This is a genomic window from Sphingopyxis sp. (assembly GCF_016704835.1).
GTDB lineage: Bacteria > Pseudomonadota > Alphaproteobacteria > Sphingomonadales > Sphingomonadaceae > Sphingopyxis.
The window spans coordinates 195,078-220,043 of sequence record NZ_JADIZJ010000001.1 but is presented as its reverse complement, the minus strand read 5'-3'; the positions used below and the strand labels follow the sequence as shown (position 1 = coordinate 220,043).

Genomic DNA, 24,966 nt, shown 5'->3' with positions numbered 1-24,966 from the left:
GGTCAGCCCATTCTTCCCGTTTTCGAGCCTATGGCCGCCGCCGTTGATACCCTCGCGGCATGAATTGGGATTGAAATAGTCTTTTGTTCCGGGCGTACATGTTTCTACGCCGCAAATGGCACTTGGGAAATTCTCGAACTCCGGTCGTCAAACTTCAAAGCGGCAACCCCGAAGGATGTTACGGGGGCCGATCGTCACGCGAATAACATTTGACGTTTCCATGACGCTCCAATGCCCCGGCCCCCGAAGTCCGCCGACGGCAGGAAATGAAGGAAGCGTCGGCACTGAACGGCAATGCCTCTGCTCCAGACACCTTCAGGAGAATTTTCAATGAACGTCAATGTTTCGGAGCAGATCAACACCGCCAACGTCAGCAGTTACCAGGTTCGCGTCGTTATTTTGTGCGCGTTGGTGGCATTGCTCGATGGCCTCGACATCCAGACCATGGCGATCGTTGCGCCGCGCATGGCCGAAGATTGGGGCTTGCCGACGTCGGCGTTCGGGCCGGTGCTGTCGGCCTCTTTTGCCGGTATCATGCTTGGCACCGCTTCGCTTGGCGCACTCGGCGACCGGATTGGTCGGCGCAAGGTCGTTATCGGCGCGTTCCTGATTGTCGGTATCGCGTCGATGCTGACCGCGCTTGCATCGTCCATAGTTCCGTTGATGATCCTTCGCTTCATCACCGGCTTTGCCATCGGCGGCTGCCTTCCGAATATTACAGCGCTAACGTCGGAGTTCGTGCCTGCAAAGCGCGTCGGTCTCGCTGTTACCTTGATGTATTCCGCTGTCCCGCTCGGCGGCGTGCTGGGCAGCTTTATCGCTGGTGACCTGATCGAATTGATCGACTGGCAGGGCATATTTATCTTGGGTGGGGTCATCCCGCTCGTGATATGCGTGGCGTTGGTGTTTGCCCTGCCGGAATCGATCAGGTTCATGGTGGCGAATGACGGTGATCCTGCGCAGGTCGGCAAGCTCCTCGCGAAAGTGGATAAGCGCTACACTTATGAGCAGGGCCACCGGTTTGTCATCGATAGCGGCATGCACAAGGGGCGCGTGAGCGACTTGTTTGCCCAAGGTCGGGGCGCGCCGACATTGGCGCTCTGGTTTACCTTTTTCTTCGGAATGGCGATCATGTATTTGCTGGCAAGCTGGTTGCCGAGCATCTTTCGCAATCAGGGCTGGCCGATGGCAGAAGCGATCCGCACCGTCGCTTTTTTCCAGCTTGGCGGCATTGTCGGCGGCCTGTTCGCCGGTTGGATGCTTGACCGGATTGGCGCGCATGCCGTCCTGATCGGCGGATATTCGATTGGCGCTGCGCTGACCTTGGCGGTGGGGCTCTATGGGACCGATCCCGACATCGTTCGCTTGCTTGTCGTTGGGGCGGGCTTCGGTATTGTTGGCTCAACGCTGTGCCTTACCGCTTTCGCCGCGATGCTATATCCGACAGCCATACGTTCGACGGGTGTGGGCTGGGCGCTCGGGGTGGGCCGGTTGGGCGCGGTCGTCAGCCCGATGGCGGGGGGGCTTGCGCTCGCTGCCGACTGGGGACAGGCGACACTTTTTGGCGTTGCCGCCATACCTGCGGTTCTGTGTGTAGGCGGCGTGTTGCTGCTGCTGGCGCTCCACCGCAGAGCGGAGGCATTGGCGCTGCGGAATATCCATCCCGAATAGTCAGGGCGCCGCGTCACCGTCCGTGGACGAGCGCGCCATTTCGCGGCTCATATCGAGAAACCACAAAAGCTCGCGTGACTCGTCGGCGATGCGCGTACTCATGATGATGGGCGACGTGACAGTCGGATCGGTGAGTTCCCGATAGACTACGTCGTCGCGCTGGAGGCGGTGCATTGCGCTTGGTACGATGCACACGCCCGCGTCGGCCGCGACCAGACCCAGCGCAGTTTGAAGCTCGCGCACTTCGTGAACGATTTTAGGTCTGAAACCGCGTTCATTAAAAATACGGAGAATCTGGTCGGCATAGCTGGGCCGCGGCATTCTGGGATAAAGGATCAATGGTTCGGCGGCGAGCGCCTCGATGTCGATCGCGTCGGTCCGCAGTGCGAGCGCATGGTTCATTGGCAGCGCGACGATCAGACGCTCGCGCATCAGCACTTCAAAACGGATCGCCGGATCGTCGAAATTGAGCCTCCCGAAGCCGACGTCGATTCGACCTGCCTTCAGAGCCGCAATTTGCTCAAGGGTCGTCATTTCGGAAAGCTCGACATCGAGCTCCGGAAATTCCGCGCGGAAACGACGGAATTGCATGGGGAGCGTGCCGTAGATCGTCGACCCGACGCAGCCGATGACGAAGCGTCGCCGCTCAGCATCGGCGAAGCGGGCCATCATGTGCTTCAGCTCGTCCACCCGCGCAAGGATCTGCGCGGCTTGGTCGTGAAAGAGTCGGCCAGCCTCGGTCATGCTCACATTGCGCGTGTTGCGGACAAACAGCGGACTGCCGATTTCGGTCTCGAGCTCGCGGATCTGCCGACTTAGCGGTGGCTGGGAGATGTGCAGGACTTCGGCGGCGCGCGTGAAGCTGCGCTCGGTCGCCACGGCCATGAAATATCGAAGATGCCGCAGTTCCATTAAGACCTCAGAGATATAAACCCGGACTGATCTAGTCCTTCATGCCCGGAATGCCAAGCGCTATGCCGATGGCCTGAAGGGATTCGAACTTGATCGATATAGTCTCAGTACGAACGACACTCCTCGACGTGCCGACAATCAGGCCCCATGTGCTGTCGGTTGCCACGATGCACAGCCAAACGATCGTGCTGGTTCGTATTCTTTGCGCCGACGGCATTGAGGGGATCGGCGAAGCCGCGACCATTGGGGGACTAAGCTATGGCGAGGAGAGCCCCGAAGGCATCAAACTGGCAATCGATGCCTATATCGAGCCGGTGCTGCGAACGGCTGATGCCGCCTGTGTTGCAGGAACGATGTTGGACATTCAGCGGGCGATCGTCGGTAATCATTTTGCCAAGTCAGCGGTCGAGACCGCTTTGCTCGACGCGCATGGCAAACGCCTTGGTTTGCCAATCGACACGTTTTTCGGCGGGCGGGTTCGCGGGAGGCTCCCGGTCGCTTGGACGCTCGCCAGCGGCAACACCGAAAGCGACATCAATGAAGCCGAAAAGATGCTGTCGGCGCGGCGCCACAATATTTTTAAGTTGAAGATCGGCAAGCGGGCGCTCGCCGATGATATTGCGCATGTCGCGGCCATCAAGCTTGCCTTGGGCGATCGAGCGAGCGTGCGCGTCGATGTCAATCAGGCCTGGAACGAGGAAGTCGCGCGGCGCGGCATAGCGATGCTCGCCGACGCGGGTGTCGATCTCGTCGAGCAACCCATTTCGCGCGCGAACGCCAAGGGAATGGCGCGGCTCGTGTCGATTTCCCGGATTGCAGTGATGGCCGATGAATCCTTGCACGGTCCGGGCGACGCGTTCGACCTCGCTGCGCTTCATGCATCCGACGTATTTGCGATCAAGCTTGAGCAGTCGGGCGGGCTTTTTGCGGCGCAACGGGTGGCTGCGGTCGCCCATGCTGCCGGGCTTGGCGTTTATGGCGGAACGATGCTTGAGGGCGGGGTGGGTACGGTGGCGTCCGCGCACCTGTTTTCAACCTTCCCTAGCCTTGACTGGGGCACCGAATTATTCGGGCCGCTGTTGCTCACCGAGGAAATCCTGGCGGAGCCGCTGGACTACTCCGAATTCTCGCTCGCTATTCCCACCGGGCCAGGGTTGGGGATCCATCTGGATGAGGACAAGGTCGCGTTCCTGAGCCGCGACCGGACGACGAGCCTGCACCCTGTCGCTGTGACTGAAGGAGCCTAGTCATGTTGTTTCATGTCGAGATGACGGTATCGATCCCCCGCGACCTCGATCCGGAGATTGCCGAAGAACTCAAGCGGACCGAAAAGGCGCGCGCGCAGGATCTGCAACGGCAAGGCAAATGGCGCCATCTTTGGCGCGTCGTCGGACACTATGCCAACGTCAGCATTTTCGACGTTGAGAGTCATGACGAACTCCACGCGATTCTGACGGCGCTGCCGCTGTTTCCATACATGGAAATTCGCGTCACGCCCCTTTGCCGCCATCCCTCATCGATACACGCCAGCGATCAATAGCGCTTTTCACGATAGCTTTGGGAGAAATGAAAATGTCGGAAGATCTTGTTCAAAGCGCCGAAGTTCAGCAACTTCTCGATCGAGCGAGCGGTGTCGACGCTGAGGCGGGTGATCCGCGGCTGAAGCAGATCATGCGCCGTATGCTGGCCGATCTTTTTGCAACGATCGACGCGTTTGACATCAGCGAAGATGAATTTTGGCATGCGCTCCACTTTGCTCAGCAAGCCGCACCGGAATTCGGTCTGATCGTTCCCGGGATCGGCCTTGAGCGTTTTCTCGACATCCGTGCCGACCGCAAGGCCGCCGCCGCTGGCCTTGAAGGCGGCACCCCGCGAACGATTGAGGGGCCGCTGTATGTCGCCGGGGCTCCGCGTAGCGTGGGCGAGGCACGGCTCGACGATGGGACCGAAAAGGGCGAGGTGCTGATCATGCATGGCCGGGTGCTCGACATTTCGGGCAAGCCGCTGGCCGGTGCGTTAGTCGAAGTCTGGCACGCGAACACGGCTGGAGGATATTCGCATTTCGACCCGTCGCAGCCCGCATATAATCTTCGCCGACAGATCGAAACCGACAGTGAGGGGCGCTACAAATTTCGTTCCATCATTCCGTCGGGATATTCGGTCCCGCCGGGTGGGTCGAGCGACAACCTGCTGACGAAATTGGGACGCCATGGCCATCGTCCGGCGCATATCCATTTCTTTGTGTCGGCCAACAAATGCCTGCATCTGACGACGCAGATCAATATCGACGGCGACCCCTATCTTCACGATGATTTCGCCTTTGCGACGCGCGATGATTTGATCCCGGCGGTGGTACGCCGTGAGGAAACCGAGGCGATTGTTGCGAACAATCTCAACGAACCTTTTTCCGAGATCGAGTTTGATTTCATCCTTCACCCCGCCGCGTCGGACGCCGACACGCTGGCATCGACGCGCCCCCGCGCCGGATAGAGCGGAAGGATGGATAGGTGAGGAGATTCAAGCACCGTGTTTAGCAAGATACACGCAGATCCAGCATCGGCGCTCGATGGCATATTATTCGACGGTATGACGATCATGTCGGGCGGCTTCGGACTGTCGGGAAACCCTGAAAACCTGATCAGGGCGATTTGGGAGTCGGGTGTCCGCGATTTGACGATCATTTCGAACAACTGCGGGGCCGATGGATTTGGTTTGTGGACGCTGCTGAAAAAGGGGCAGATCAAAAAGATGATCTCGTCCTACATCGGCGAGAACAAGTTGTTTGAACAACTTTACCTTGCCGGCGAGCTTGAACTCGAGCTGACCCCGCAAGGAACTCTGGCGGAGCGCGTGCGCGCGGGCGGTGCGGGTATCCCCGCCTTCTTCACGAAAACCGGCGTTGGAACCGTCGTGGCCGAGGGAAAGCCGGTCCAGGAATTTGACGGCGAGATGTATCTTATGGAACGGGCGCTGCATGCCGACCTGGCCATAGTAAAAGCCTGGCGGTCGGATAGCGAAGGCAATCTGGTCTATCGAAAAACGGCGCGGAACTTCAATCAGAATATGGCGACCGCAGGCCGTGTGACCGTCGCCGAGGTCGAGGAAATATTGCCCGATGGCAGTTTCGATCCCGATCATGTCCATACGCCAGGAATCTACATCGATCGCGTGATCCAGGGCGCGGGGTATGAAAAGCGTATCGAGCATCTCACGACCCGCCCGCGCCCCGAAGCGGAGCAAAGCTGATGCCTTGGACACGCGATGAAATGGCGGCACGCGCTGCAAAGGAGCTGAAGGACGGCTATTACGTCAATCTGGGCATCGGCATCCCAACGCTGGTGGCCAACCATATTCCGGCCGATGTGCGCGTTACGCTGCAAAGCGAGAATGGCATGCTGGGAATGGGGCCTTTCCCTTATGAAGGCGAGGCCGATCCCGATCTGATCAACGCCGGCAAACAGACGATCACCCAGCTGGCGACATCAAGCTTTTTTTCGTCCGCAGACAGTTTCGCCATGATCCGGGGCGGGCATATCGATCTCACCATATTGGGAGCCATGGAGGTCGCCGAGAATGGCGATATCGCCAATTGGACGATCCCGGGAAAAATGGTGAAAGGCATGGGGGGCGCGATGGATCTGGTCGCCGGGGTACGCCGTGTCGTCGTCATCATGGACCATGTGAACAAGTCGGGCGCGCCCAAAATTCTGAAGCGGTGCAGCCTGCCTTTGACCGGGACGCGGGTTGTCGACCTGATCATCACCGATCTGGCGGTCTTCCAATGCGACAAGCGTGGCGGCGGTTTGACGCTGATCGAACTGGCGCCGGGCGTGTCGCTCGATGATGTTCATGCGTCCACAGAGGCGGCCTTTCAGATGGGTTTGGCAGAATGAGATCGGCATTCATCTGTGACGCCGTTCGCACACCCATCGGGGCTTTTGGCCGTGCGTTGGCAGGTGTGCGTGCCGATGATCTTGCGGCGCACCCGATCCGCGCGTTGATCGCGCGCAATCCCGCGCTCGACCCGGTCGATATTGACGAAGTCATTCTCGGCGGAGCCAATCAGGCGGGAGAAGACAATCGCAATGTCGCGCGCATGGCCGCACTCTTGGCCGGGCTGCCCGATACGGTGCCGGGTTCGACGATCAATCGCCTGTGTGCATCGGGCGCCGACGCGGTTGGCACTGCGGCCCGTGCGATCATCAGCGGCGAGATCGATCTGGCGATTGCGGGCGGTGCCGAAAGCATGACCCGGGCGCCTTTTGTGCTTGCTAAGGCTGCCGCTCCCTTTTCGCGCGCGGCACACATCGAAGACACGACCATCGGGTGGAGGTTCGTCAATCCGCGCCTGCAGCATGAATATGGCACGGCCTCGATGCCGGAAACCGCTGAAAATGTAGCACAGGCTTATGACGTGAGCCGCGACGCACAGGACGCGTTCGCGCTGCAAAGCCAACAACGGACTGCGGCGGCGCGCGACTTTCTTGTCGCAGAGATTGTACCCGTCGAAATCGCGGACAAGAAGGGTGGTTTGACCCGCTTTCGTGACGACGAACATCCCCGCCCCGAAACCTCGCTCGCCAAGCTGGCCAGTCTCAAACCCATAGTGCGCAGCGATGGTACGGTCACGGCGGGCAATGCATCGGGGGTCAACGACGGCGCCGCGGCTATGTTCGTGGCCTCCGAAGATGCAGCGTTGCGCCATATGCTGACCCCGCGCGGCCGGATATTGGGCATGGCGACCGCGGGCGTATCGCCGGATTTGATGGGCGTTGGACCTGTGCCAGCGGTGCGCAAATTGCTCGAACGTCTTGGTCTCGGGATCGGTGACTTCGACATTATCGAGATCAACGAGGCTTTCGCCGCCCAAGTCATCGCCTGTTTGCGGACGCTGGGGGTCGATCCGGCTGCCAACCATGTCAATCCGCATGGCGGCGCTATCGCGCTGGGCCACCCACTTGGAATGTCGGGCGCCCGCCTGATCATGACGGCCGTTCATGCGCTTGAAGCCAGAGGCGGGAGGCGCGCCTTGGTAACAATGTGCGTCGGCGTCGGCCAGGGCGTCGCGATCGCGGTGGAGCGGGTTTGATGGAGCAGAGGTACATAACGACCGGTGACGGTTGCCGGATCGCCTATCGGCTGGACGGCAGGGAAGGGCGGCCGATCTTGATGCTGTCCAACTCGCTGGGGACCACAATGGAAATGTGGAAACCCCAGCTGCCCGCCTTTGCCGAGAATTTTCGCGTGCTACGGTATGACAGCCGCGGGCATGGCGCGTCGGATGCGCCCGCCGGTGGCTATTCCATGGATCGGCTGGGGCGCGATGTCGTCGAGATCCTGGATGGCCTGGGTTTCGACAAGGTGCATTTTTGCGGGTTGTCGATGGGCGGCATGGTCGGTCAGTGGCTCGGTTTTCGCGCCCCCGAGCGGATCGACCGGCTGATATTATGCAACACCTCGGCCAGCATGGGGCCGCCGTCGGGCTGGCAGTCGCGCATCGAACTGGTACGCGAACAGGGTATGACTGCCGTCGCTCAGGCGGTGATCGAACGCTGGTTCACGCCGACATACCGCGCGCGCGCGCCGGACGAAATTGCCGAAGTCTGCGACATGTTGCTGCGAACCGATCCGCTTGGCTACGCAGGATGCTGCGCCGCTATCCGGGACATGGACATGCGCCCCGTTTTGCCTCTGGTCCGTAAGGCCGCGCTCGTCATTGCAGGTTTGCAGGATCCCGCTACGCCTCCCGAACATGCCGACATCATGATGCGACTATTGCCCGACGCCAGCCTGGTGACGCTCGATGCTGCACATTTGTCGAATATTGAACAACCCGCCCTCTTTGCCGACGCGGTTTTGGAGTTCGTGATGAAGAGCATAGTCTGCTAGATTGAATGTCGGCCCACGGGCCGAAGGGGATGACGATGATGACCGGCAATCTCTCACTACATCAACAGCGCTCGCCATTGGCGGCATGTCGTCTCTTTGAATCGACCGATGTCGATGAAACGCGGGAAATGATCTCGCGCGTGATGCAACCGCATGATCTGGTGCCGGTTGGCAGCATGACAAATTTGCGGGCTCATATGGATTTTCTGCGTTTGCCCGGCATGGGTATCGGAGCGATCAAGTTTGGCCACATGCGCGTCAATGTCGAGGCTATCGACGGCTATCACCTTATATTATGCTGCCTTTCGGGTAGCGCCCGAATTCAGGCCGACAACGGCGAGGCGATCGATATCGATCCGCGCCGAGGCTATTATTTGCCGGCCGGGGCTCCGCTCCGCGGCGAGTTTTCGGCCGATTGCGAACAATTTGTCATGCGGGTCGATGCGGAGACATGGCGAACGCAGACGGGTGCGTCATCGTCGCGGCTGAACAGCGTGATCGATTTATCGAACCCGAAGTTACAGCCTTGGCTGGTGACGATCCGCGACCTGCTGGCCGTCCCAGCGACGATTGGTTTCATTCAGGCGCATGATTCGGTGGCGCGATCCTATGAGCAGCTTTTGCTGCATCTTTTGATCGCTGGTCAGGGGATGAAGGATGCTCCGGGCAAAGGGGTCGCGCCCGCCGTGGTGACACGAGCCGAACGGTACTTGAAAGAAAACAGCGAAGAACCGCTGCGGCTTGAGGATATTGCCCAGGCTATTGGCGTTCCGGCGCGCACCTTGCTGCTGTCCTTCCAGCGGTTTCGCGGCACAAGTCCGATGCGTTACCTGCGTGATCTGCGGCTGGATCGCGCCCGTGCCTTGTTGGCGCAGGGCGTCGGCGGAACATCGGTGACAAATGTCGCGCTCGATTGCGGGTTCACGCACTTCGGTCGATTTTCCCAATATTATGGCCAGCGTTATGGCGAGGCACCGTCTGAAACGCTGGCACGCAACCGCGCGCAGCGCTTCCGCTGACCTCATAGTCCCGCTCCGTCCCACGGGCGCTGACGTGCGATTTCGAAGGTGCGAGGCGGAATCTTACCGGAACCGGATAGTCAAGCAGTCGAAAGTCAGAACTGGATAGTGCGGCCCAGTATCCATAGGTTAGCCTGAGCCTCACGCAATCAAAAGTGATCGAGGTACTTGCGACATGTCCGAAACATTGCATTCATCAGGCGGAAAGATCGAACCGCTCGCGCATTTTCCTCGCGAGGACGGATCGCGCGTACCCTATGCGGTCTTCAGTTCGCAGGCGATTTATGAGCGCGAGCAAGAGCGCATCTATCGCGGCCACACCTGGAATTTTCTGGGCCTTGAGGCCGAGATCAAGAATTCCGGCGATTTCAAGAGTACCTTCGTTGGCGACACGCCCGTGGTCATGACGCGCACCGAGGATGGCGGGTTGGCCGCATGGGTCAATCGCTGCGCCCATCGTGGCGCCGTGGTTTGCCGGCTGGCGCGCGGCAATGCTTCGTCGCACAACTGTGTCTATCATCAATGGAGCTATGACACGCGCGGCAACCTGCTTGGTGTCCCCTTCCGACGCGGGCAAAAGGGAATGGCGGGCATGCCATCCGAATTTAACCCGAAGGACAATGGGCTTCGCCAGCTGCGCGTCGAGAGCTACAATGGCCTTGTTTTTGCGACCTTCAGCGACAGCGTCGAGCCGCTTGCCGAGTATATTGGCCCGGTCATGCGGCCTTATGTCGATCGGATATTTTGCAAGCCGGTCGAGTATCTTGGCTGCACGCGCCAGTTCTCGAAGTCGAACTGGAAGCTATATTATGAGAATGTGAAAGACCCTTATCACGCCAGCCTGCTGCATCTCTTTCATACCACGTTCAATATTTTTCGCGTGGGTATGCGCGCCAAATGCGTGACCGATGGCAAGGATGGGCTGCACAGTATCATCCTTGCGATCAAGGAAGATGAAAAGGCGGATGACACGGACAAAACGTCCGCCAGCTACAAAGAGCAGAATATCAGGTCCTATGATGAAGGCTTTCACCTGCAGGATGACAGCATCCTCGCGCTGGTACCCGAGTTCGACATCGTTGCGACCAACCATATCCAGCCGATCTTTCCACAACTCGTCATCCAGCAAATCCACAACACGTTGGTTGCGCGGCAGGTCTTGCCGAAAGGGCCGGACAGCTTCGAACTGATCTTCCATTTCTTTGGCTATGCCGATGACACCGCCGAAATGCGAGCGCTGCGGATCAAGCAGGCCAATCTGGTCGGGCCGGCGGGATATATTTCGATGGAGGACACTGAGGCGACCGAGTTGGTGCAGCAGGGTACCATCCGCGATTCCCAAGCGACGTCGGTAATCGATATGGCGCGCGATGCGCCTGATCAGGACAACACGCTTATCACCGAGAATTTGATCCGCAGTTTCTGGAAAGGGTATCAAAAGCTCATGGCGTTCGACGAGTTTTCGACTGCGGAGGAAAGCGCATGACCGATTGGCAACTGCGCCACGAAATGATGGCATTGCAGGACGAATATATCTCCAACCTGGATACCGATGCGCTTGAGCGCTGGCCGGAAATGTTTGTCGATGATTGCCTTTATGAAATCATTCCCAAGGAGAATGTGGATCTCGGCCTGCCGGCACCCGTAATCCTGTGCGACAACAAGCGCATGTTGCTTGATCGCATCGTGTCCCTGCGCAACGCGAACATCTTTCAACCCGCGGTCTATCGTCATTTCGTATCGGGCCTGACGATCAAGCAAGCCAGTGACGACGGCGTCCGGATGGAATCGAGCTATCTGGTGATCAACACGAGCCAAGCCGGGGAATCGACGGTGTATCAGACGGGGCGTTATCACGACCATGTCGTGAAGACGGAGGCGGGCTGGCGCTTCAAGGCAAAGCGGGTCATTTTCGACACTTCGCGTGTCCAGACCTTGCTCGCGATCCCGATCTAGGATGGATCAGCAAATGGCCCGATGGATTGATGTCGCTGCCGTCGACGATGTCGCCGATGACGAGCCCTTCGCCGCATCGGCGGAAGGAGTGCCGATCGCGCTCTTTCGTGTGGAAGGCGAAATATTCGCCCTGCATGATTTATGCTCCCACGGCCAGGCGCGGCTGTCTGAAGGGTTTATTGAGGACGGCTGCGTCGAATGTCCCCTGCACCAGGGGTTGATCGAAATTTGCAGCGGCAAGCCCAGGTCCGCGCCCATCACCGAAGCGGTGCGCAGCTTTCCCGTTCGCCTGGTCGGGGCACGCATCGAAGTCGAGCTTTGATCCATGTCGGTCGACGATCGCTGCTTCGTTATCGTCGGGGCGGGCCAAGCGGGAGCATGGGTTGCACGAACGCTTCGTGCCGAAGGTTTTTCTGGGCGCATCGTGATGATCGGCGACGAGGATCATCCACCCTATGAGCGGCCGCCTTTGTCGAAATCGATCCTCAGCGGTGGGACCAGTATCGCTGAGGCAGTGTTGCTAGCGCGGGACCAGGCCAGCCTTGACCAGATCGACCTGGTGGTCGGTGAATCTGTCGTCGCAATCGACACCCGGCGACGCACCGTTCGATGTGCGAGCGAGCGCTCGGTGGCCTATGACACATTGTTCCTGACAATGGGTAGCCGGGCGCGGATCCTGCCATCGGTCGGGTCCACGCCGTCCGAACGTGTCCACTATATTCGCACGATCGACGACGCGCTGCGGTTGAAGACTGCGATGGGAAATTGCCAGTCCATGGCGGTCGTTGGTGGCGGTTGGATCGGGCTTGAAGTTGCGGCGACTGCGCGCGGACAGGGCGCCGACGTGACGGTATTGGAAGCCGGCCCGCGGCTGTGCGCACGGTCGGTTCCGCAGCAGGTGTCCGAATATCTCGCGCGCCTCCACCAACGCGAGGGCGTCGATATTCGCGTCAGCGTTTCGATCGAATCGATTGAGGTGCGCGACGACGTCGTCGTCGTGAATAGCAATGCCGGTACTGTTCGCGTCGATCAACTGGTGATCGGTATCGGTATCGTGCCGGCAACCGACCTTGCCGAAGCAGCCGGCATTAAAATCGCAGACGGCATCATGGTCGATGATCAATGCAGGACGTCAGATCCCCATATTTATGCAGCGGGCGATGTGACCAGCCACCCTTGTGCGCAGGCGGGCGGCTACCGCCGGCTGGAATCCTGGGCCAACGCCCAGAATCAGGCGATCGTTGCGGCGAAGGCGGCGCTGGGCCAGAATGTGACATACGGCGATGTCCCGTGGGCTTGGTCGGATCAGTTCGACGTCAATCTTCAGATTTTAGGCCATCCAGAGCGCGGCGCGCTGGTTGTGGCCCGCGGCGACGCGCAGCACGGGCCATGCTGCTGGCTCGTCTTGGGCGAGGCTGGAGAAACGCTTGGCGCCGTTTCGGCAAACGCGCCGCGTGAGTTACGCGTCGTGCGAAAGGCTATCGGCGGCAGCCAGACACTGGACCCTGCCAAATGGGCGGATAGCGTGTGTGCGCTGGCCGACGTGAGCATGATCTCCGCATAATTGTCATGCCGCGGGTGGAAATCTGCGAAAACTGGACAGTCGCGCCCCGAATCTCGCGTTTCGGATAGCAGGCTCGCTCAAACACGCCTCTTCATTACCAAAGAGGTCGCATTCTACGTAATTTTATTACGTTCGGGATAGTCCCAGCGAGTGCCAGAGCGAGTTGCAATCGACCGTGAGAAACGTGATGGAAATCGCAAGATCAAAGCCTGTGGTGAGCAGGGGGAGTTTAGCGTCGGGATCGATTGCGCGGCGCCTTATCGTCGGCGGCCTTCTATTCTGCGCGCCCGTAGGGTCGGCTTTGGCTCACGAGAGCGCCGGTACGGACACTTCCTCGAAGCAGGAAGCCGTCGTCTATCTGAACGGCAACATTTTTACCGCTGCGGAAAACGGCGCCATGGCGACAGCCTTTGTCGTGCGCGACGGAAAGTTCGTCGCGGTCGGCGGGCAGGCGGATATTCAGGAGTATTTGGATCTGGGAGCCAGACGCGTCGATCTGGAGGGCAATTTCGTCATCCCGGGCTTGGGTGACGATCATTTCCACGGTGAGGGCGGCGGTCCCGGTCTCGACCTGTCAAAAGTGCGCTCGATCCCCGAATTACTCGATGCTGTGCGCTCGGCTGTGCGCGTGGCGCCGGCCGACGGCATGGTCATCGCGAATTTCGATTGGCACGAGGCCCAACTCGCGGAGCAGCGCCTTCCGACCGCGGCGGAGCTCGACACCGTCGCTCCGCACACGCCGGTTATCCTGCCGCGCGGCGGTCACAGCCTAATACTGAACTCTGCGGCACTGACCGAATTCGGCATTACGACGGCAACCAAATCGCCCCCGGGCGGCGTTATCAGCGTCGATGGAACAGGGCGCCTGACCGGCGAAATTATCGATGCCGCGAAATCGCTAGTTCGGATGCCGCCGCCAAGGCCGATGTCGCCCGATGATTTGATCAGGACGCAGGCGGCAATGAACGCCTTTGGCGTTACGGCGGTGCGTGTTCCTGGATTTTACACCAAGGGACCAATAGCCGAAGCCTATCGCATGGCGCGTGAGCTGAAGGACGCGGGCAAACTAACGCTCCGCTACACTTTCTATTTGCCGGCTCCGGGGTTTTTCGGAACCCCCGCCGACTATCTGACCAAATCGGCATTGCGCCAGGACGAAGGCGACGATTGGGTCCGCATCGGCGGCGTGAAGCTCGGCGTCGATGGCGGGTTTGAGGGCGGGCATCTTTCTGAGCCTTATGCCGAGCCCTATGGGAAGAATGGCACGTTTTCCGGGATCGTCGACGCCCCCGGCGCAGTTCAACGAGCAAGTGACGCGACTGGCCAAGGATGGCTGGCGGGTTGCCGCGCACGCGGTGGGCGATGCGGCGGTCGATCAGGTTCTTGACGGATTTGAGGCTGCCACGGCCACGACCTCGCTCAAGGGACGGCGTTGGACGATCGAACATGGCTTCATCGTCCATCCGCGGCAAATCGAGCGAATGAAACAGCTCGATATCATGCTGTCGGTTCAGGACCATCTCTACCTCGCCGGGCCATCGCTACGGAAATATTGGGGCGAAAGCCGCGCCAATCATGTGACGCCGTTGCGGACTCTTATGGGCAGCGGGCTCGTGGTGGCGGGCGGCACCGACGCTCCCGTCGTCCCCGCAAACCCCTTTTGGGCGATGTATCATTTTCTCAGTCGCGACACGATCCAGGGCGGCGTGATGGGCGCGGGTGAACGCGTGACCGATCGCGGCGCGATCCTGCGCATGTTCACACTGAACTACGCCAAAATGGTCGGTGAAGACCAAGCCATCGGATCGATCGAACCCGGAAAGAGCGCGGATTTCGTACTGCTCTCTGACAATTTCATGACCGCTCCTCTCAATAATATCAGAGATATGAAGGCCATAGAAACCTATATTGGTGGCCATAAAGTCTATGAAAACAAGTAATAATGCCTTCTTTACTATATAAATAGGGGAATCTCAGTGAACTCGAACGGAATGTTGAACAACCATTTGGTAGGCGCTACGATGTCGCGCCTTCGAATGCGCGCTGTCAGGCGATCAAAGTCGCCTTCGCTCGCGCTCATGTTGGTGTGCCTTGCAAGTGCCAGCACTGTTGCCGGTACAGCGCACGCGCAAGACGTGGCCGCTGCGGACGATCAATCGGGGGGCAACGAAGACATCATTGTTACGGCCCGTAAGGTCGAAGAGAATCTGCAAACCACCCCGGTCGCGGTGACAGCATTGACGGCAAAAATGCTGGAAGAGCGCAATCTGACGGACGTCACCGATCTGGCTGCGGCGACCCCGAATCTCGTGCTGCAAACCTCGGGCGCCAATGGCAGTTCGAAGACCCCGGCCATCTATCTTCGCGGGCTTGGGCAGGCCGATACTGTCCTGACCGCTGATCCGGCAGTGGGTCTTTATGTCGACGGCGTTTATGTGACGCGCAACGTCGGAAGCATTTTGGATCTTGTCGATCTTGAACGCGTCGAAGTTCTGCGCGGGCCGCAGGGGACGCTGTTCGGTAAGAACACGATCGGCGGCGCGATCAACCTGATCAGCCAAAAGCCTGGCCCCGATTTTGCCGGTTCGGCAGAAGTGACGATCGGCAGCTATACCGGGGTCAAGGGACAGCAGTTCAGCGGCAAGGCGTCGCTCAATCTGCCACTGAGTGACAGCTTCTTCGTTCGCCTGACTGGCTATGGCACGCGAAAGGACGGCTATGTCGATCTCGTCAACTATAAGGGGCGCGAGTTTGGCGATGACAACACATGGGCGGTGCGGGGGCAAGCGCGCTGGCTGGCGAGTGACAACCTGACCATCGATTTGGCAGCCGACTATTCATCGACCCGCAATACTGGCAGCACCGGAATTCTTCTCAAAACCTATCCGGGGGCGTTGACGGCCGTCTTCTACAACAGCGCCTTTAGCGGAAATCCTGGTGCATGTCTTTCGCCGGCGGGACAGGCCAGCGATCCTGCATGCTTCGGCCCGGTCCAGGTTCCGACGGACCCGTATAAATCAAATGCAGCTTTTTTCGATCGCAGCCTCAACCAGGTCTCGCCGAAAAACGCCTTCGACAGCCTGGGCACGACGCTGACGGCGTCGCTGGATCTGCCGTTCGGGACGTTGCAGTCGATTTCTTCGTATCGCAACCTGCGCAGCAATTATGATGCGGACGGCGGGCTGATCGGTGCGCTGTTCTTTCAATCGAGCGCAGATCGTCAGGACTCGGACCAATATAGTCAGGAACTTCAGCTGAGCGGGGAAGCCTTCGACGATCGGTTGAAGTGGATACTGGGCGGCTACTATCTCTATGAAACGACGTTTAGCCATGTTGACGTGCTGTCGGCCCTGGCTGTCGCGCCGTTCCTGGGGACGACCTATCCCCTGCTGACCGAAAACACGATGACGACGCATACGTACAACAAGGCGGTTTTTGGTCAGGCGACCTTCGACATTACCGACCGGCTGCACCTCACGGGCGGTTTGCGCTGGACCAACGAAAAGAAGGACGCGCGGATTGTTCTGCTCCCGGCAACGCCCGGCGGTCTCCACGGCGAGCTGACCGTCAGCAAGGCGACGCCGCTTGTTTCGCTGGGTGCGGATCTGACCGACGATATTTTCGCTTATGTGACCTATTCCGAAGGCTTTCGCAGTGGTGGTTTTCCGCCGCGGATCATCGGCCAGGTCAGCTTCTTGCCTTCCTATGATCCGGAAACGGCGATTGCCTATGAAGCCGGCGTCAAAGCGGATCTTCTCGACAATCGGCTGCGCGTGAATCTGGCGGTCTTCACCACCAAGTTCGCTGACTTCCAGGGCTTTGGAACTCTGCCCGATGTCGTGCCCCCTTTCGGGACGATCATCAATGCCGGCGATGCCCGCATCAAGGGGTTCGAGCTGGAAATGACGGCCTCGCCATCGCGGTATTTCCGCTTTGATGCTTCGCTGTCCCACCTCCAGTCAAAGGTCACGCGCGTCGATCCTACGGCGGCGGTCGAGGGAACGCCAATCCCGCTTGGAAGCAAGCTTCCTTACGCGCCGTCTTGGAAAGCGTCGGCGGGGGCGAGCTGGACGATTCCCTTCGCCAACGGCAGCGAGTTGCTCACGCGCGCCGATGTTTCGCTGACCAGCGACATGCAATTCAGCTCGGTTGAGGACATTGAGACCACCCAGGAGGCGACGATCCTGGTCAACGCAAGCGTCACTTATACTTTCCCCAACCAGGATTGGCAGATCGTCGCGGGCGTCAAGAATCTGACCGATGCATTCTATTTACGAGTATCGGCAAGAGTGTGAACACCACCGGGACATTGACCGGCAATCTGGCCGCACCCCGATCTGTTTTCGCAAGCCTGCGGTGGCGTTTCTAAGACCATCGGCGAACCCAGCCGCGCATTTTTCGGTGGCAGCCCTGTCCGTTTCTATACCAACAGGGCTGCCAACCATCGTCGCTTTGAAGCGCCGCGGTTGGATCTGCGCGGCATCCTGCAGGTTCTGGACGGCGCGACGAGGCGATCTGATCACTACGGAGTGGGATTGAATGAAGCGAACGCAGAGGTTTCTGGCGCTTTTTGCAACAATAATTTGCATCGGCACAATCGCCCATGCGCAGAGTGGCAACCCCGCTGCGCTGACAACCGTCGGCGCCGTGGACTATCGTCAGACGCCGTTCGCTGCGACCACCGACTGCCGGGCATTGGCTGCGCCGCTGACGGAGGATGTCGAAATTCGCTCGGTTCGGCTGGTGGACGCAGTCGGCGGGGTTCCCGCACATTGCCGTGTCGATGGCGTGATCGCGCCCGAAATAGGTTTTCAAATCAACTTGCCGATCCAATGGAACGGCCGTCTGTACATGTTTGGCAATGGCGGTTTTGCGGGTGAAGACGTCGATGCCCCGGCGATGAAGGCATCACGCGACGCGGGCATCGCAAATGGTTTTGCCGTAGCTCGCACCGACACGGGGCATCTTGCGGCGATCGAGCCTGGCGGTAGTTTTGCGCGCAATCCCGGGAAGATGGTCGATCATGCCTATCTCGCGGTGCACAAGACCGTTCAATATGCCAAATCCGCAATCTCCGCATTTTATGGCCGCGCGGCAGATTATAGCTATTGGCAAGGCTGCTCCACCGGTGGCCGCCAAGGCGTCATGTCCGCGCAGCGATATCCGGATGATTTCGATGGCATAGCTGCGGCCGCGCCGACGCTGGATTGGAACAATATCATGGTGAAGGGGCTGTGGACGCGGCAATCCTTCGCGGGTGCCGGCTTGACGGTTGCGAAGATGGAGACCGTGTTCGCAGCGGTGAAGCGCAAATGCGACGCGATTGATGGGCTGGTGGATGGCCTGATCGATGATCCGCGTCGCTGTCAATTCGACGCGGCGCGCGACGTCAGGGCGTGCAAGGCGGGCAGCGACGGGGCCGATTGCCTTACTTCGCGGCAGTCGCAGGCGCTCAATCATTTTTATGGCGGGCCGCGCGATGCGCAGGGCCGTGCCTATTTTCACCCGCAATCGGTGGGGGCGGAGCCGGTGTCCACCTTCGCTCCCTTCGCCATGATGTCCGACGGGTCCGAAGGCTATTTGCCAAAAATGGCAGATAGCTGGATGGCGAATATGGTGTTTGCGAACGCGCAATATGATCCCGCCAATTTCAACTTTTCGCGGGATCCGGCCTTGGGAAATTCCGTCAGCGAGATCATGAATCCGACACCCGATCTCGATCGGTTCCACGCACTCGGGGGCAAGATGATCACCTATTGGGGCTGGTCCGACACGGCGCTCAATCCGCAGATGGGCATAAGCTATTACGATAAACTGTCGCGACGTTACGGGATCGATGAGCTTCAGGCATTCTATCGGCTCTTCCTCATCCCCGGTGTCGCGCATTGCGCGGGCGGCTATGGGCCGAGCAGTATCGACGCTTTGACGCCCGTGATCGATTGGGTGGAAAAGGGCATTGCGCCGGCACGGCTGGCTACACATTCGCCGCCGGGTTCGGCCAAGCCATATTCAAGGTCCTACTGCCCCTATCCAACGCGAACAATTTATAGAGGGCGCGGCGACACCGAGGATTCTGAGAATTTTGAATGCGTAGAACAATGAAAGCGGCGATCTAAATCAGACAGACGCCTGCACTGCCGTTGGCAATGGCGTGGTCTTTATCATGAGGAATAGGTGGATGGCTGGTTTGATTTGTTCTGATGTGACGCGGCGCGCGCGGCATGGCATCTTTCTGGCGCTATTGCTGTCGTTGTCCACGGTTGCGTCGGCAGCGCCGAAGGCCGACCCATTGAGGGTCGCGACGCGGCTGGGTGTCGTCGAGGGTGTCGCGATAGGTCAGACGCGGGCGTTCCTCGGGGTGCCGTATGCGGCGCCGCCCGTCAAAGACCTGCGCTGGAAACGGCCGGTGCCCGCCGCAGCATGGAAGGGTATCAGATCAGCGACGCAGTTTGCGGCCAAATGCCCAAGTTTGAGTTGGGGACCAGGCGGCGGAACGGTTGGCAATGAAGATTGCCTCTATTTGAACATATACACGCCCAAGGGGATCAAGGAGAGACGCCCGGTCGCCGTATGGTTCCATGGTGGTGGCTTCACCGCGGGCGCATCACAAGATGTCGATCCGTCGCGGTTCGCAGAGAAGACGGGCACGGTGGTCGTCACCGTAAACTACCGCTTGGGAGCGCTCGGTTTCGCCTCATTGCCCGAACTGGATGCCGAAAGTCCCACGCACGGTTCGGGCAATTATGCCCTGCTGGACCAACAGGCTGCGCTCCGCTGGGTCCAGGAGAATATCAAGGCGTTCGGCGGCGACCCGCGGCGGGTGACCGCAATGGGGGAATCGGCAGGAGCGTTCAGTATTTGGGCGCACATCGCCTCACCCGGCGCTCGCGGCTTGTTCCATCGCGCCATCACGATGTCGGGGCCAAATTCTTCGCTGGCCGATGGTATGCCGATGGTGGAGCGGGCCGTCGAACAAAAGCGCGGTGCATCGTCTAAACTGGCCGAGGAATTCGGCTGCCATACGCGCTCGAAACTGCTCGAATGTCTCCGGGCTGTTCCGGCCGCCGCCCTTGTTGCTGCCGCGGGAGCAAGTCGGGGCTGGCCGGGTTGGACGATAATTCTGGACGGCGACGTGTTGCCCGAACAGCCCCGGCGTATGCGCGAACTGGGCAAAGTTGCCCGGGTTCCAGTGCTGTCAGGCCACACGGAGAATGAAGGCGGCTTTTTTACCGCGATGCGAACCATTCGGCCGGGTGCTGGTTGGAAGGAGGATGACTATCGCGATGCCGTTTCGCGCGCTCCCTTCGGCGCCAAGATTCTTGCAGCCTACCCGCCGCATAAATACGGCTCGCCCGATACGACATTCGCGACGGCGGTCAGCAATCAATGGGCCTGTGGAACGCAGAGCATTAACCTGATCCACAGCCGGTTTGCACCGGTTTACGCGTATGAATTTGCCGACCGGGGCGCTCCGCCCACGTTGTTCGCCTTTCCTGGCGCACCCAAGGGCGCATTCCATACCGCCGAAATACCCTACGTCTTTCAGACCAGCTATCCGTCGGAATTGCACGCCGGGCCGCCGACATTCTCCCCAGCGCAAGTCGGTTTGTCCGATCGGATGCTAAAAACCTGGGGTGATTTCATCTGGGGCCGGGAACCGGCGGCATTGTCCGAATTCGGAAAGACCGGTGAAACGGCGGTCCTGTCTCCCGACGGAGATAAAAAACTGTCATCGACGGAATTTCGTGAGAAGCATAATTGTATTTTTTGGGACCAGACGCTGTTCGGTGATTGGATGGTAAATACCGGAAACCTGGCTCGGAGCTAAGTTAGGCTGTCTAGTTTCTGAAACAGAATTTGGATATTCCTAATCTACACAAATTGATTTGTTCCGGGTGAACGCCGCTTGATAGACAATGTTTTCAATTTAGATATTGTCGCTGTCGCAGCATATGCGGGCGCAGTATTTGTAGTTTCATCGGTGCCGGGGCCGACAACGCTGACGGTCATCTCCGTTGGAATGCGGAGAGGCCGCGGCGCAGCCTTTTTGGTCGGCGTTGGCGCTGCTCTGGGTGACGCGTTGTTGCTGGGCTTTGCGATGCTCGGGCTAGCAGCGCTCGTTCAAGCGCATAAATGGATGCTCGACCTGGTCAAATATGCCGGCTTCGCATATTTGGCTTGGCTCAGTCTGAGAATATGGAATGCAAAAACAGAAGTCGCGCGATCGGAGCAAGTTGCATCGGAGCGATGGACTATTCTGTTGCGCACGGGAATTATTGTCTCGGCTCTAAATCCGAAAGCAATATTGTTTCATTCGAGCTTGTCGCCTCAAATTTTTGATTTAGCGAAGCTCGAGATGCTTGACGTTTTGGCTGTGATGGGTGTCATCGCAATCGTAAATATCGTGACCATGGGTTTCTACGCTGCAATTTGCGGCCATGCTTCACGATGGTTTCAAGCCCCGGGTCATGTTCGCACCATGAATCGCGTGACATCGGTTATCTTGTTTGGAGCAGCGTGCATCATCCTCCTGTCAAATTGACCCTGGATATAATGCAAAATTTGCCGGAAGCGGTCGGCGACGGCTTACGCGGTACCACGAACAACGAGATTGGTCGGCAGCCACACATCGCTACCGCGCGGTTCGGCGGACCCGGCGATAATGCCGACGGCCCGGAAAGCGAGATCGGCAATCGGTTGATGGATGGTGGTAAGCGGAGGCCAAACCAGCTGCGCCACATAGCTGTCATCGAAACCCGCGATCGCCACATCGTCGGGGATCGACAGGCCTAGTTCGCGCACGCCAGCCATCGCGCCGATCGCCAGTTCATCGTTGAACGCAAATATCGCGTCGGGTTTCTGTTGCAGGTCGCGAAACAGACGCAATGTTGCCTCGCGACCGGCATCTGCAATCGGCTCGTTCCATTCTGGCCTGACAATCGACAGGCGGGTGGCGTCACATCCCAACTCGGCCAGTGTTTGGAAGAAGGTCCGCTCGCGAATCGTTGCCGCCAGATGATCTTCAGGCCCGGCGATCATGGCAAAGCTTCGGCGGCCGGTTGCCCATAGGTGCTGCACCAGTTCCTCGACCCCCTGGCGATCATCAGCGCCGAGAGCGGTCGACCGGTCGATCTGCTTCGATGGGGCAATACGGACATAGCGCATTCCATCACGATCAAGCGCGTCGAGCAGCTTCTCATCGTCGCAGGTCGGTGGCGTCAGGATCAAGGCATCGCAATGCGCGCCGCGCAGCCCCTGTTCATAACGATCCACGACGCTTTCGGCGCCATGGTCAAATTCTTCCAGCACGAGATGATAGCCATATTGGCGGCACGCCTTTGCCGCGCCGCGAAAAATTTCCGCGAAGTAAAACGACGAGAGGTGCGGCATAAAGGCACCGATCAGATAGGACCGCGATGTCGCAAGAGAACGGGCCGCTTGGTTTACGCGGTAACCCGTCTCTCGAAGCGCGCGTTCGATCCGCTCACGCGTCTTGGCGCTGACGTTGCTGTCGCGGTTGACGACGCGTGATACGGTCTTCGCCGACACACCGGCGAGCGCTGCAACATGATCCAGCGTCGCTGGCTTTTTCGAGTTTGGGGGCGTGAGAGTCATCGCGTCTATTAGACATCGAATACGTATCCAGTCCACCCCGAATGTCAGCGCTGACATTTTAGCTTGTCAGCGCTGACATTCATGATAGGTTTCGAATCGAAAATAATGATGGGGGAGATTGATATGAGGTCGTGGCTCTGCTGCGCGGCATGGCTTGCCGCCTGTTCAACACAGGCTATGGCTCAGGTTGGCAACGTACCGCTGAGCGCCGGCGATGCCGATAAGCGGGCCGCTGCCACCGAGCGGGCGATGACCAATGACGAACGGGTCACGCTTTTGAACGGCATTCTTGCGATGCCTTATGGCGATACAAAGGTGCCCGAAGGGGTGCCGTTCGGCGCTGGATATATTCCTGGTATCGCACGCCTCAACATTCCCGCCTTGACCGAAACCGATGCCAGTCTGGGGGTCTCCTACATTGGCGGCATGCGCGGCGACGGCGCCACTGCGCTGCCGTCCGGGCTCGCCATGGGGTCGACCTGGAGCCCACAGCTCATGCGCGAGGGCGGCGCGCTGATCGCTGGCGAAGCTCACGCTAAGGGTTTCAATGTCCTGCTGGCTGGCGGGATCAACCTCGTCCGCGATCCGCGCGGCGGGCGCGCATTTGAATATCTGGGTGAAGATCCACTCCACTCCGGTCTGCTCGGGGGCGCCGCAGTGGCCGGTATTCAGTCGCGCAACGTCATCTCGAAGATCAAGCATTTCGTGCTGACCCCCACCGAAATCGGACGACAGTTTCACAACGGCATCATCAACGAGGGCGCGTTGCGGATGAGCGATCTCCTCGCTTTCGAAATTGCAATCGAGGAGGGGCAGCCCGGCTCGATCATGTGCGCCTATAACAAGGTCAACGGCGCACAGGCGTGCGGCAATGACCCGTTGCTCAATGGCGTCCTGAAGAAGGACTGGGGCTATAAGGGCTGGGTCATGTCCGACTGGGGTTCGGTTCGGGCAACCGATTTCGCGCTGAAGGGTCTCGATCAGCAATCGGGCTCGCAGCTCGACGCGGCGGTGCATTTTGGCAAGCCGCTGCTCGACGCGGCGAACCAGGACAAGCGTTACCGCGACAAGGTCTCCGATATGAGCCGGCGCATCCTCCGGTCGATCTATGCCGTTGGCATCGACCAGAACCCGCCGCGCAAGGCGCCGATCGATTTTACTGCGGGCGCCGCCGTTGCGCAGGAGATCGCCGAAAAGGGCATGGTTCTACTGAAAAACCAGAACAATGTCCTGCCGCTCGCAGCTTCGGCCAAAAAGATCCTGGTCATCGGGGGCTATGCTGATGCCGGTGTCCTTTCGGGGGCGGGCTCGTCACAGGTGCAGGGTGAAGGCGGGCCGGTCGTCTCGTTGCCGACCATGGCCGAGGGACCGTTCGCGCCGATAATGGCTCAAAACTATCATCGCTCGTCACCGCTCCAGGCCATTCGTGCGCGCGCCCCGCAGGCGGAAGTGACCTTTCGCGACGGACGTTATCCTGCCGAAGCGGCGATCGCCGCAAAAAATGCCGATCTTGTTATTGTGTTCGCCACGCAATGGATGAGCGAGGGGCTCGACGTCCCCGATCTGTCGCTGCCGACCGGTCAGGACGAAGTGGTGGCCGCGGTTGCAAAGGCCAATCCCAACACTGTCGTGGTGCTCCAGACCGGTGGGCCGGTGGCGATGCCGTGGCAAGGCGACGTCGCTGCGATCCTTGAAGCCTGGTATCCGGGCGCTCGTGGCGGAGAGGGGATCGCCGCCGTGTTGTTCGGCGATGTGAACCCGTCGGGGCGTCTTCCCGTTACCTTTCCCGCATCGGTCGCACAATTGCCACGCCCGGGTCTTCCCGGCGCCGAGACGATTGAACCCAATTTTCAAGGCTATGGAAAGCCCGGGCAGACGCTCGACATCGATTATAATATCGAAGGCGCCGACGTCGGGTATCGCTGGTTCGCCCGGAAAGGCGCCAAGCCGCTGTATCCGTTCGGCTATGGGCTGAGCTACACCAGCTTCGAGCGCTCAGGCCTCGCAGTGACGGGCGGCAAGACTCCGTCTGCATCCTTCACGCTACGCAACACCGGCGCCCGCGACGGCGCCGATATCGGCCAAGTCTATTTGGTTGAAACACCGCTTGGAAAGACCCGGCGACTGGTTGGGTTTTCGCGGATCGACCTGAAACCCGGCGAGGCCCGCCGGGTCGAGGTCGCCATCGACCCGCGCGTGCTCGCCGACTGGACATCGAAAGGCTGGAAGATCGCGGGCGGAACCTACCGTTTCGCCTTGGGTGCGTCGGCCGACGACCTGATCGAAGAAGCGCAGGTCCAGCTGACCGAACGGACGTGGAATTACGCCAAGTAAGAATCA

General features: G+C 59.4%; 22 protein-coding genes. 20 read left to right on the top strand and 2 right to left on the bottom strand.

What is annotated here, in order from left to right; translation table 11 throughout:
• Window positions 1-330 precede the first annotated feature (330 nt).
• Entirely contained in the window at window positions 331-1,671 is a 1,341-nt protein-coding gene (locus IPF76_RS01145; protein WP_293838521.1) for an MFS transporter, read from the top strand.
• On the opposite strand, the gene IPF76_RS01140 is transcribed toward IPF76_RS01145, so the two are convergent.
• Window positions 1,672-2,583, bottom strand: a complete 912-nt coding sequence (locus tag IPF76_RS01140) for a LysR family transcriptional regulator (RefSeq protein WP_293838518.1) — start codon at window positions 2,581-2,583, stop codon at window positions 1,672-1,674. It abuts the gene before it with no gap.
• Window positions 2,584-2,672: 89 nt separating this feature from the next.
• Here IPF76_RS01140 and IPF76_RS01135 point away from each other — a divergent pair, with 89 nt between their 5' ends.
• From IPF76_RS01135 to IPF76_RS01050, 18 genes are all read left to right on the top strand, one after another.
• Window positions 2,673-3,830 carry a muconate/chloromuconate family cycloisomerase gene (locus IPF76_RS01135; RefSeq protein ID WP_293838515.1) on the top strand — a complete coding sequence of 386 codons (1,158 nt, stop codon included), beginning with the start codon at window positions 2,673-2,675 and terminating at the stop codon, window positions 3,828-3,830.
• A gap of 2 nt (window positions 3,831-3,832) precedes the next feature.
• Entirely contained in the window at window positions 3,833-4,123 is a 291-nt protein-coding gene (gene catC, locus IPF76_RS01130) for a muconolactone Delta-isomerase (RefSeq protein ID WP_293838512.1), read from the top strand.
• 32 nt (window positions 4,124-4,155) lie between these two features.
• A complete protein-coding gene (gene catA / locus IPF76_RS01125) occupies window positions 4,156-5,073 on the top strand; it encodes a catechol 1,2-dioxygenase (protein WP_293838509.1) in 918 nt (305 codons plus the stop codon).
• Between the two features lie 36 nt (window positions 5,074-5,109).
• The gene (locus IPF76_RS01120) at window positions 5,110-5,829 is read left to right on the top strand and encodes a CoA transferase subunit A (protein ID WP_293838506.1); all 720 of its coding nucleotides are present in this window, start codon (window positions 5,110-5,112) and stop codon (window positions 5,827-5,829) included.
• Entirely contained in the window at window positions 5,829-6,476 is a 648-nt protein-coding gene (locus IPF76_RS01115; protein ID WP_293838503.1) for a 3-oxoacid CoA-transferase subunit B, read from the top strand. The genes IPF76_RS01120 and IPF76_RS01115 overlap by 1 nt, the downstream gene beginning before the upstream one ends.
• Window positions 6,473-7,672 carry a 3-oxoadipyl-CoA thiolase gene (pcaF, locus tag IPF76_RS01110; protein ID WP_293838500.1) on the top strand — a complete coding sequence of 400 codons (1,200 nt, stop codon included), beginning with the start codon at window positions 6,473-6,475 and terminating at the stop codon, window positions 7,670-7,672. The genes IPF76_RS01115 and pcaF overlap by 4 nt, the downstream gene beginning before the upstream one ends.
• Window positions 7,672-8,472, top strand: coding sequence for a 3-oxoadipate enol-lactonase (gene pcaD / locus IPF76_RS01105; RefSeq protein WP_293838497.1), 801 nt, complete (start codon window positions 7,672-7,674; stop codon window positions 8,470-8,472). The genes pcaF and pcaD overlap by 1 nt, the downstream gene beginning before the upstream one ends.
• A gap of 5 nt (window positions 8,473-8,477) precedes the next feature.
• The gene (gene andR / locus IPF76_RS01100) at window positions 8,478-9,491 is read left to right on the top strand and encodes an anthranilate 1,2-dioxygenase regulatory protein AndR (protein ID WP_366498910.1); all 1,014 of its coding nucleotides are present in this window, start codon (window positions 8,478-8,480) and stop codon (window positions 9,489-9,491) included.
• Window positions 9,492-9,666: 175 nt separating this feature from the next.
• Window positions 9,667-10,977 carry an anthranilate 1,2-dioxygenase large subunit AndAc gene (gene andAc, locus IPF76_RS01095; protein ID WP_293838494.1) on the top strand — a complete coding sequence of 437 codons (1,311 nt, stop codon included), beginning with the start codon at window positions 9,667-9,669 and terminating at the stop codon, window positions 10,975-10,977.
• The gene (andAd, locus tag IPF76_RS01090; protein WP_293838491.1) at window positions 10,974-11,447 is read left to right on the top strand and encodes an anthranilate 1,2-dioxygenase small subunit AndAd; all 474 of its coding nucleotides are present in this window, start codon (window positions 10,974-10,976) and stop codon (window positions 11,445-11,447) included. The genes andAc and andAd overlap by 4 nt, the downstream gene beginning before the upstream one ends.
• A gap of 1 nt (window position 11,448) precedes the next feature.
• Window positions 11,449-11,769 carry an anthranilate 1,2-dioxygenase ferredoxin subunit AndAb gene (gene andAb / locus IPF76_RS01085; protein ID WP_293838488.1) on the top strand — a complete coding sequence of 107 codons (321 nt, stop codon included), beginning with the start codon at window positions 11,449-11,451 and terminating at the stop codon, window positions 11,767-11,769.
• Window positions 11,770-11,772: 3 nt separating this feature from the next.
• A complete protein-coding gene (locus tag IPF76_RS01080) occupies window positions 11,773-13,011 on the top strand; it encodes an FAD-dependent oxidoreductase (RefSeq protein WP_293838485.1) in 1,239 nt (412 codons plus the stop codon).
• Window positions 13,012-13,312: 301 nt separating this feature from the next.
• Window positions 13,313-14,398 (top strand): amidohydrolase family protein, encoded by a 1,086-nt coding sequence (locus tag IPF76_RS01075; protein WP_293838482.1) that lies wholly within the window; start codon window positions 13,313-13,315, stop codon window positions 14,396-14,398.
• Entirely contained in the window at window positions 14,322-14,951 is a 630-nt protein-coding gene (locus IPF76_RS01070) for an amidohydrolase family protein (protein WP_293838479.1), read from the top strand. The genes IPF76_RS01075 and IPF76_RS01070 overlap by 77 nt, the downstream gene beginning before the upstream one ends.
• Before the next feature lie 195 nt (window positions 14,952-15,146).
• Window positions 15,147-17,306 carry a TonB-dependent receptor gene (locus IPF76_RS01065; RefSeq protein WP_293838476.1) on the top strand — a complete coding sequence of 720 codons (2,160 nt, stop codon included), beginning with the start codon at window positions 15,147-15,149 and terminating at the stop codon, window positions 17,304-17,306.
• 244 nt (window positions 17,307-17,550) lie between these two features.
• Window positions 17,551-19,113: a tannase/feruloyl esterase family alpha/beta hydrolase gene (locus IPF76_RS01060; RefSeq protein WP_293838474.1), complete on the top strand. Its 1,563-nt coding sequence runs from the start codon at window positions 17,551-17,553 to the stop codon at window positions 19,111-19,113.
• Between the two features lie 76 nt (window positions 19,114-19,189).
• Complete coding sequence (locus IPF76_RS01055; RefSeq protein WP_293838471.1) at window positions 19,190-20,839, top strand: carboxylesterase family protein; 1,650 nt, start codon at window positions 19,190-19,192, stop codon at window positions 20,837-20,839.
• Window positions 20,840-20,917: 78 nt separating this feature from the next.
• The gene (locus IPF76_RS01050) at window positions 20,918-21,553 is read left to right on the top strand and encodes a LysE family translocator (protein ID WP_293838468.1); all 636 of its coding nucleotides are present in this window, start codon (window positions 20,918-20,920) and stop codon (window positions 21,551-21,553) included.
• Window positions 21,554-21,597: 44 nt separating this feature from the next.
• On the opposite strand, the gene IPF76_RS01045 is transcribed toward IPF76_RS01050, so the two are convergent.
• Window positions 21,598-22,626, bottom strand: coding sequence for a LacI family DNA-binding transcriptional regulator (locus IPF76_RS01045; protein ID WP_293838466.1), 1,029 nt, complete (start codon window positions 22,624-22,626; stop codon window positions 21,598-21,600).
• 249 nt (window positions 22,627-22,875) lie between these two features.
• Here IPF76_RS01045 and IPF76_RS01040 point away from each other — a divergent pair, with 249 nt between their 5' ends.
• The gene (locus IPF76_RS01040; protein ID WP_293838463.1) at window positions 22,876-24,960 is read left to right on the top strand and encodes a glycoside hydrolase family 3 C-terminal domain-containing protein; all 2,085 of its coding nucleotides are present in this window, start codon (window positions 22,876-22,878) and stop codon (window positions 24,958-24,960) included.
• The last annotated feature ends 6 nt before the right edge of the window (window positions 24,961-24,966 follow it).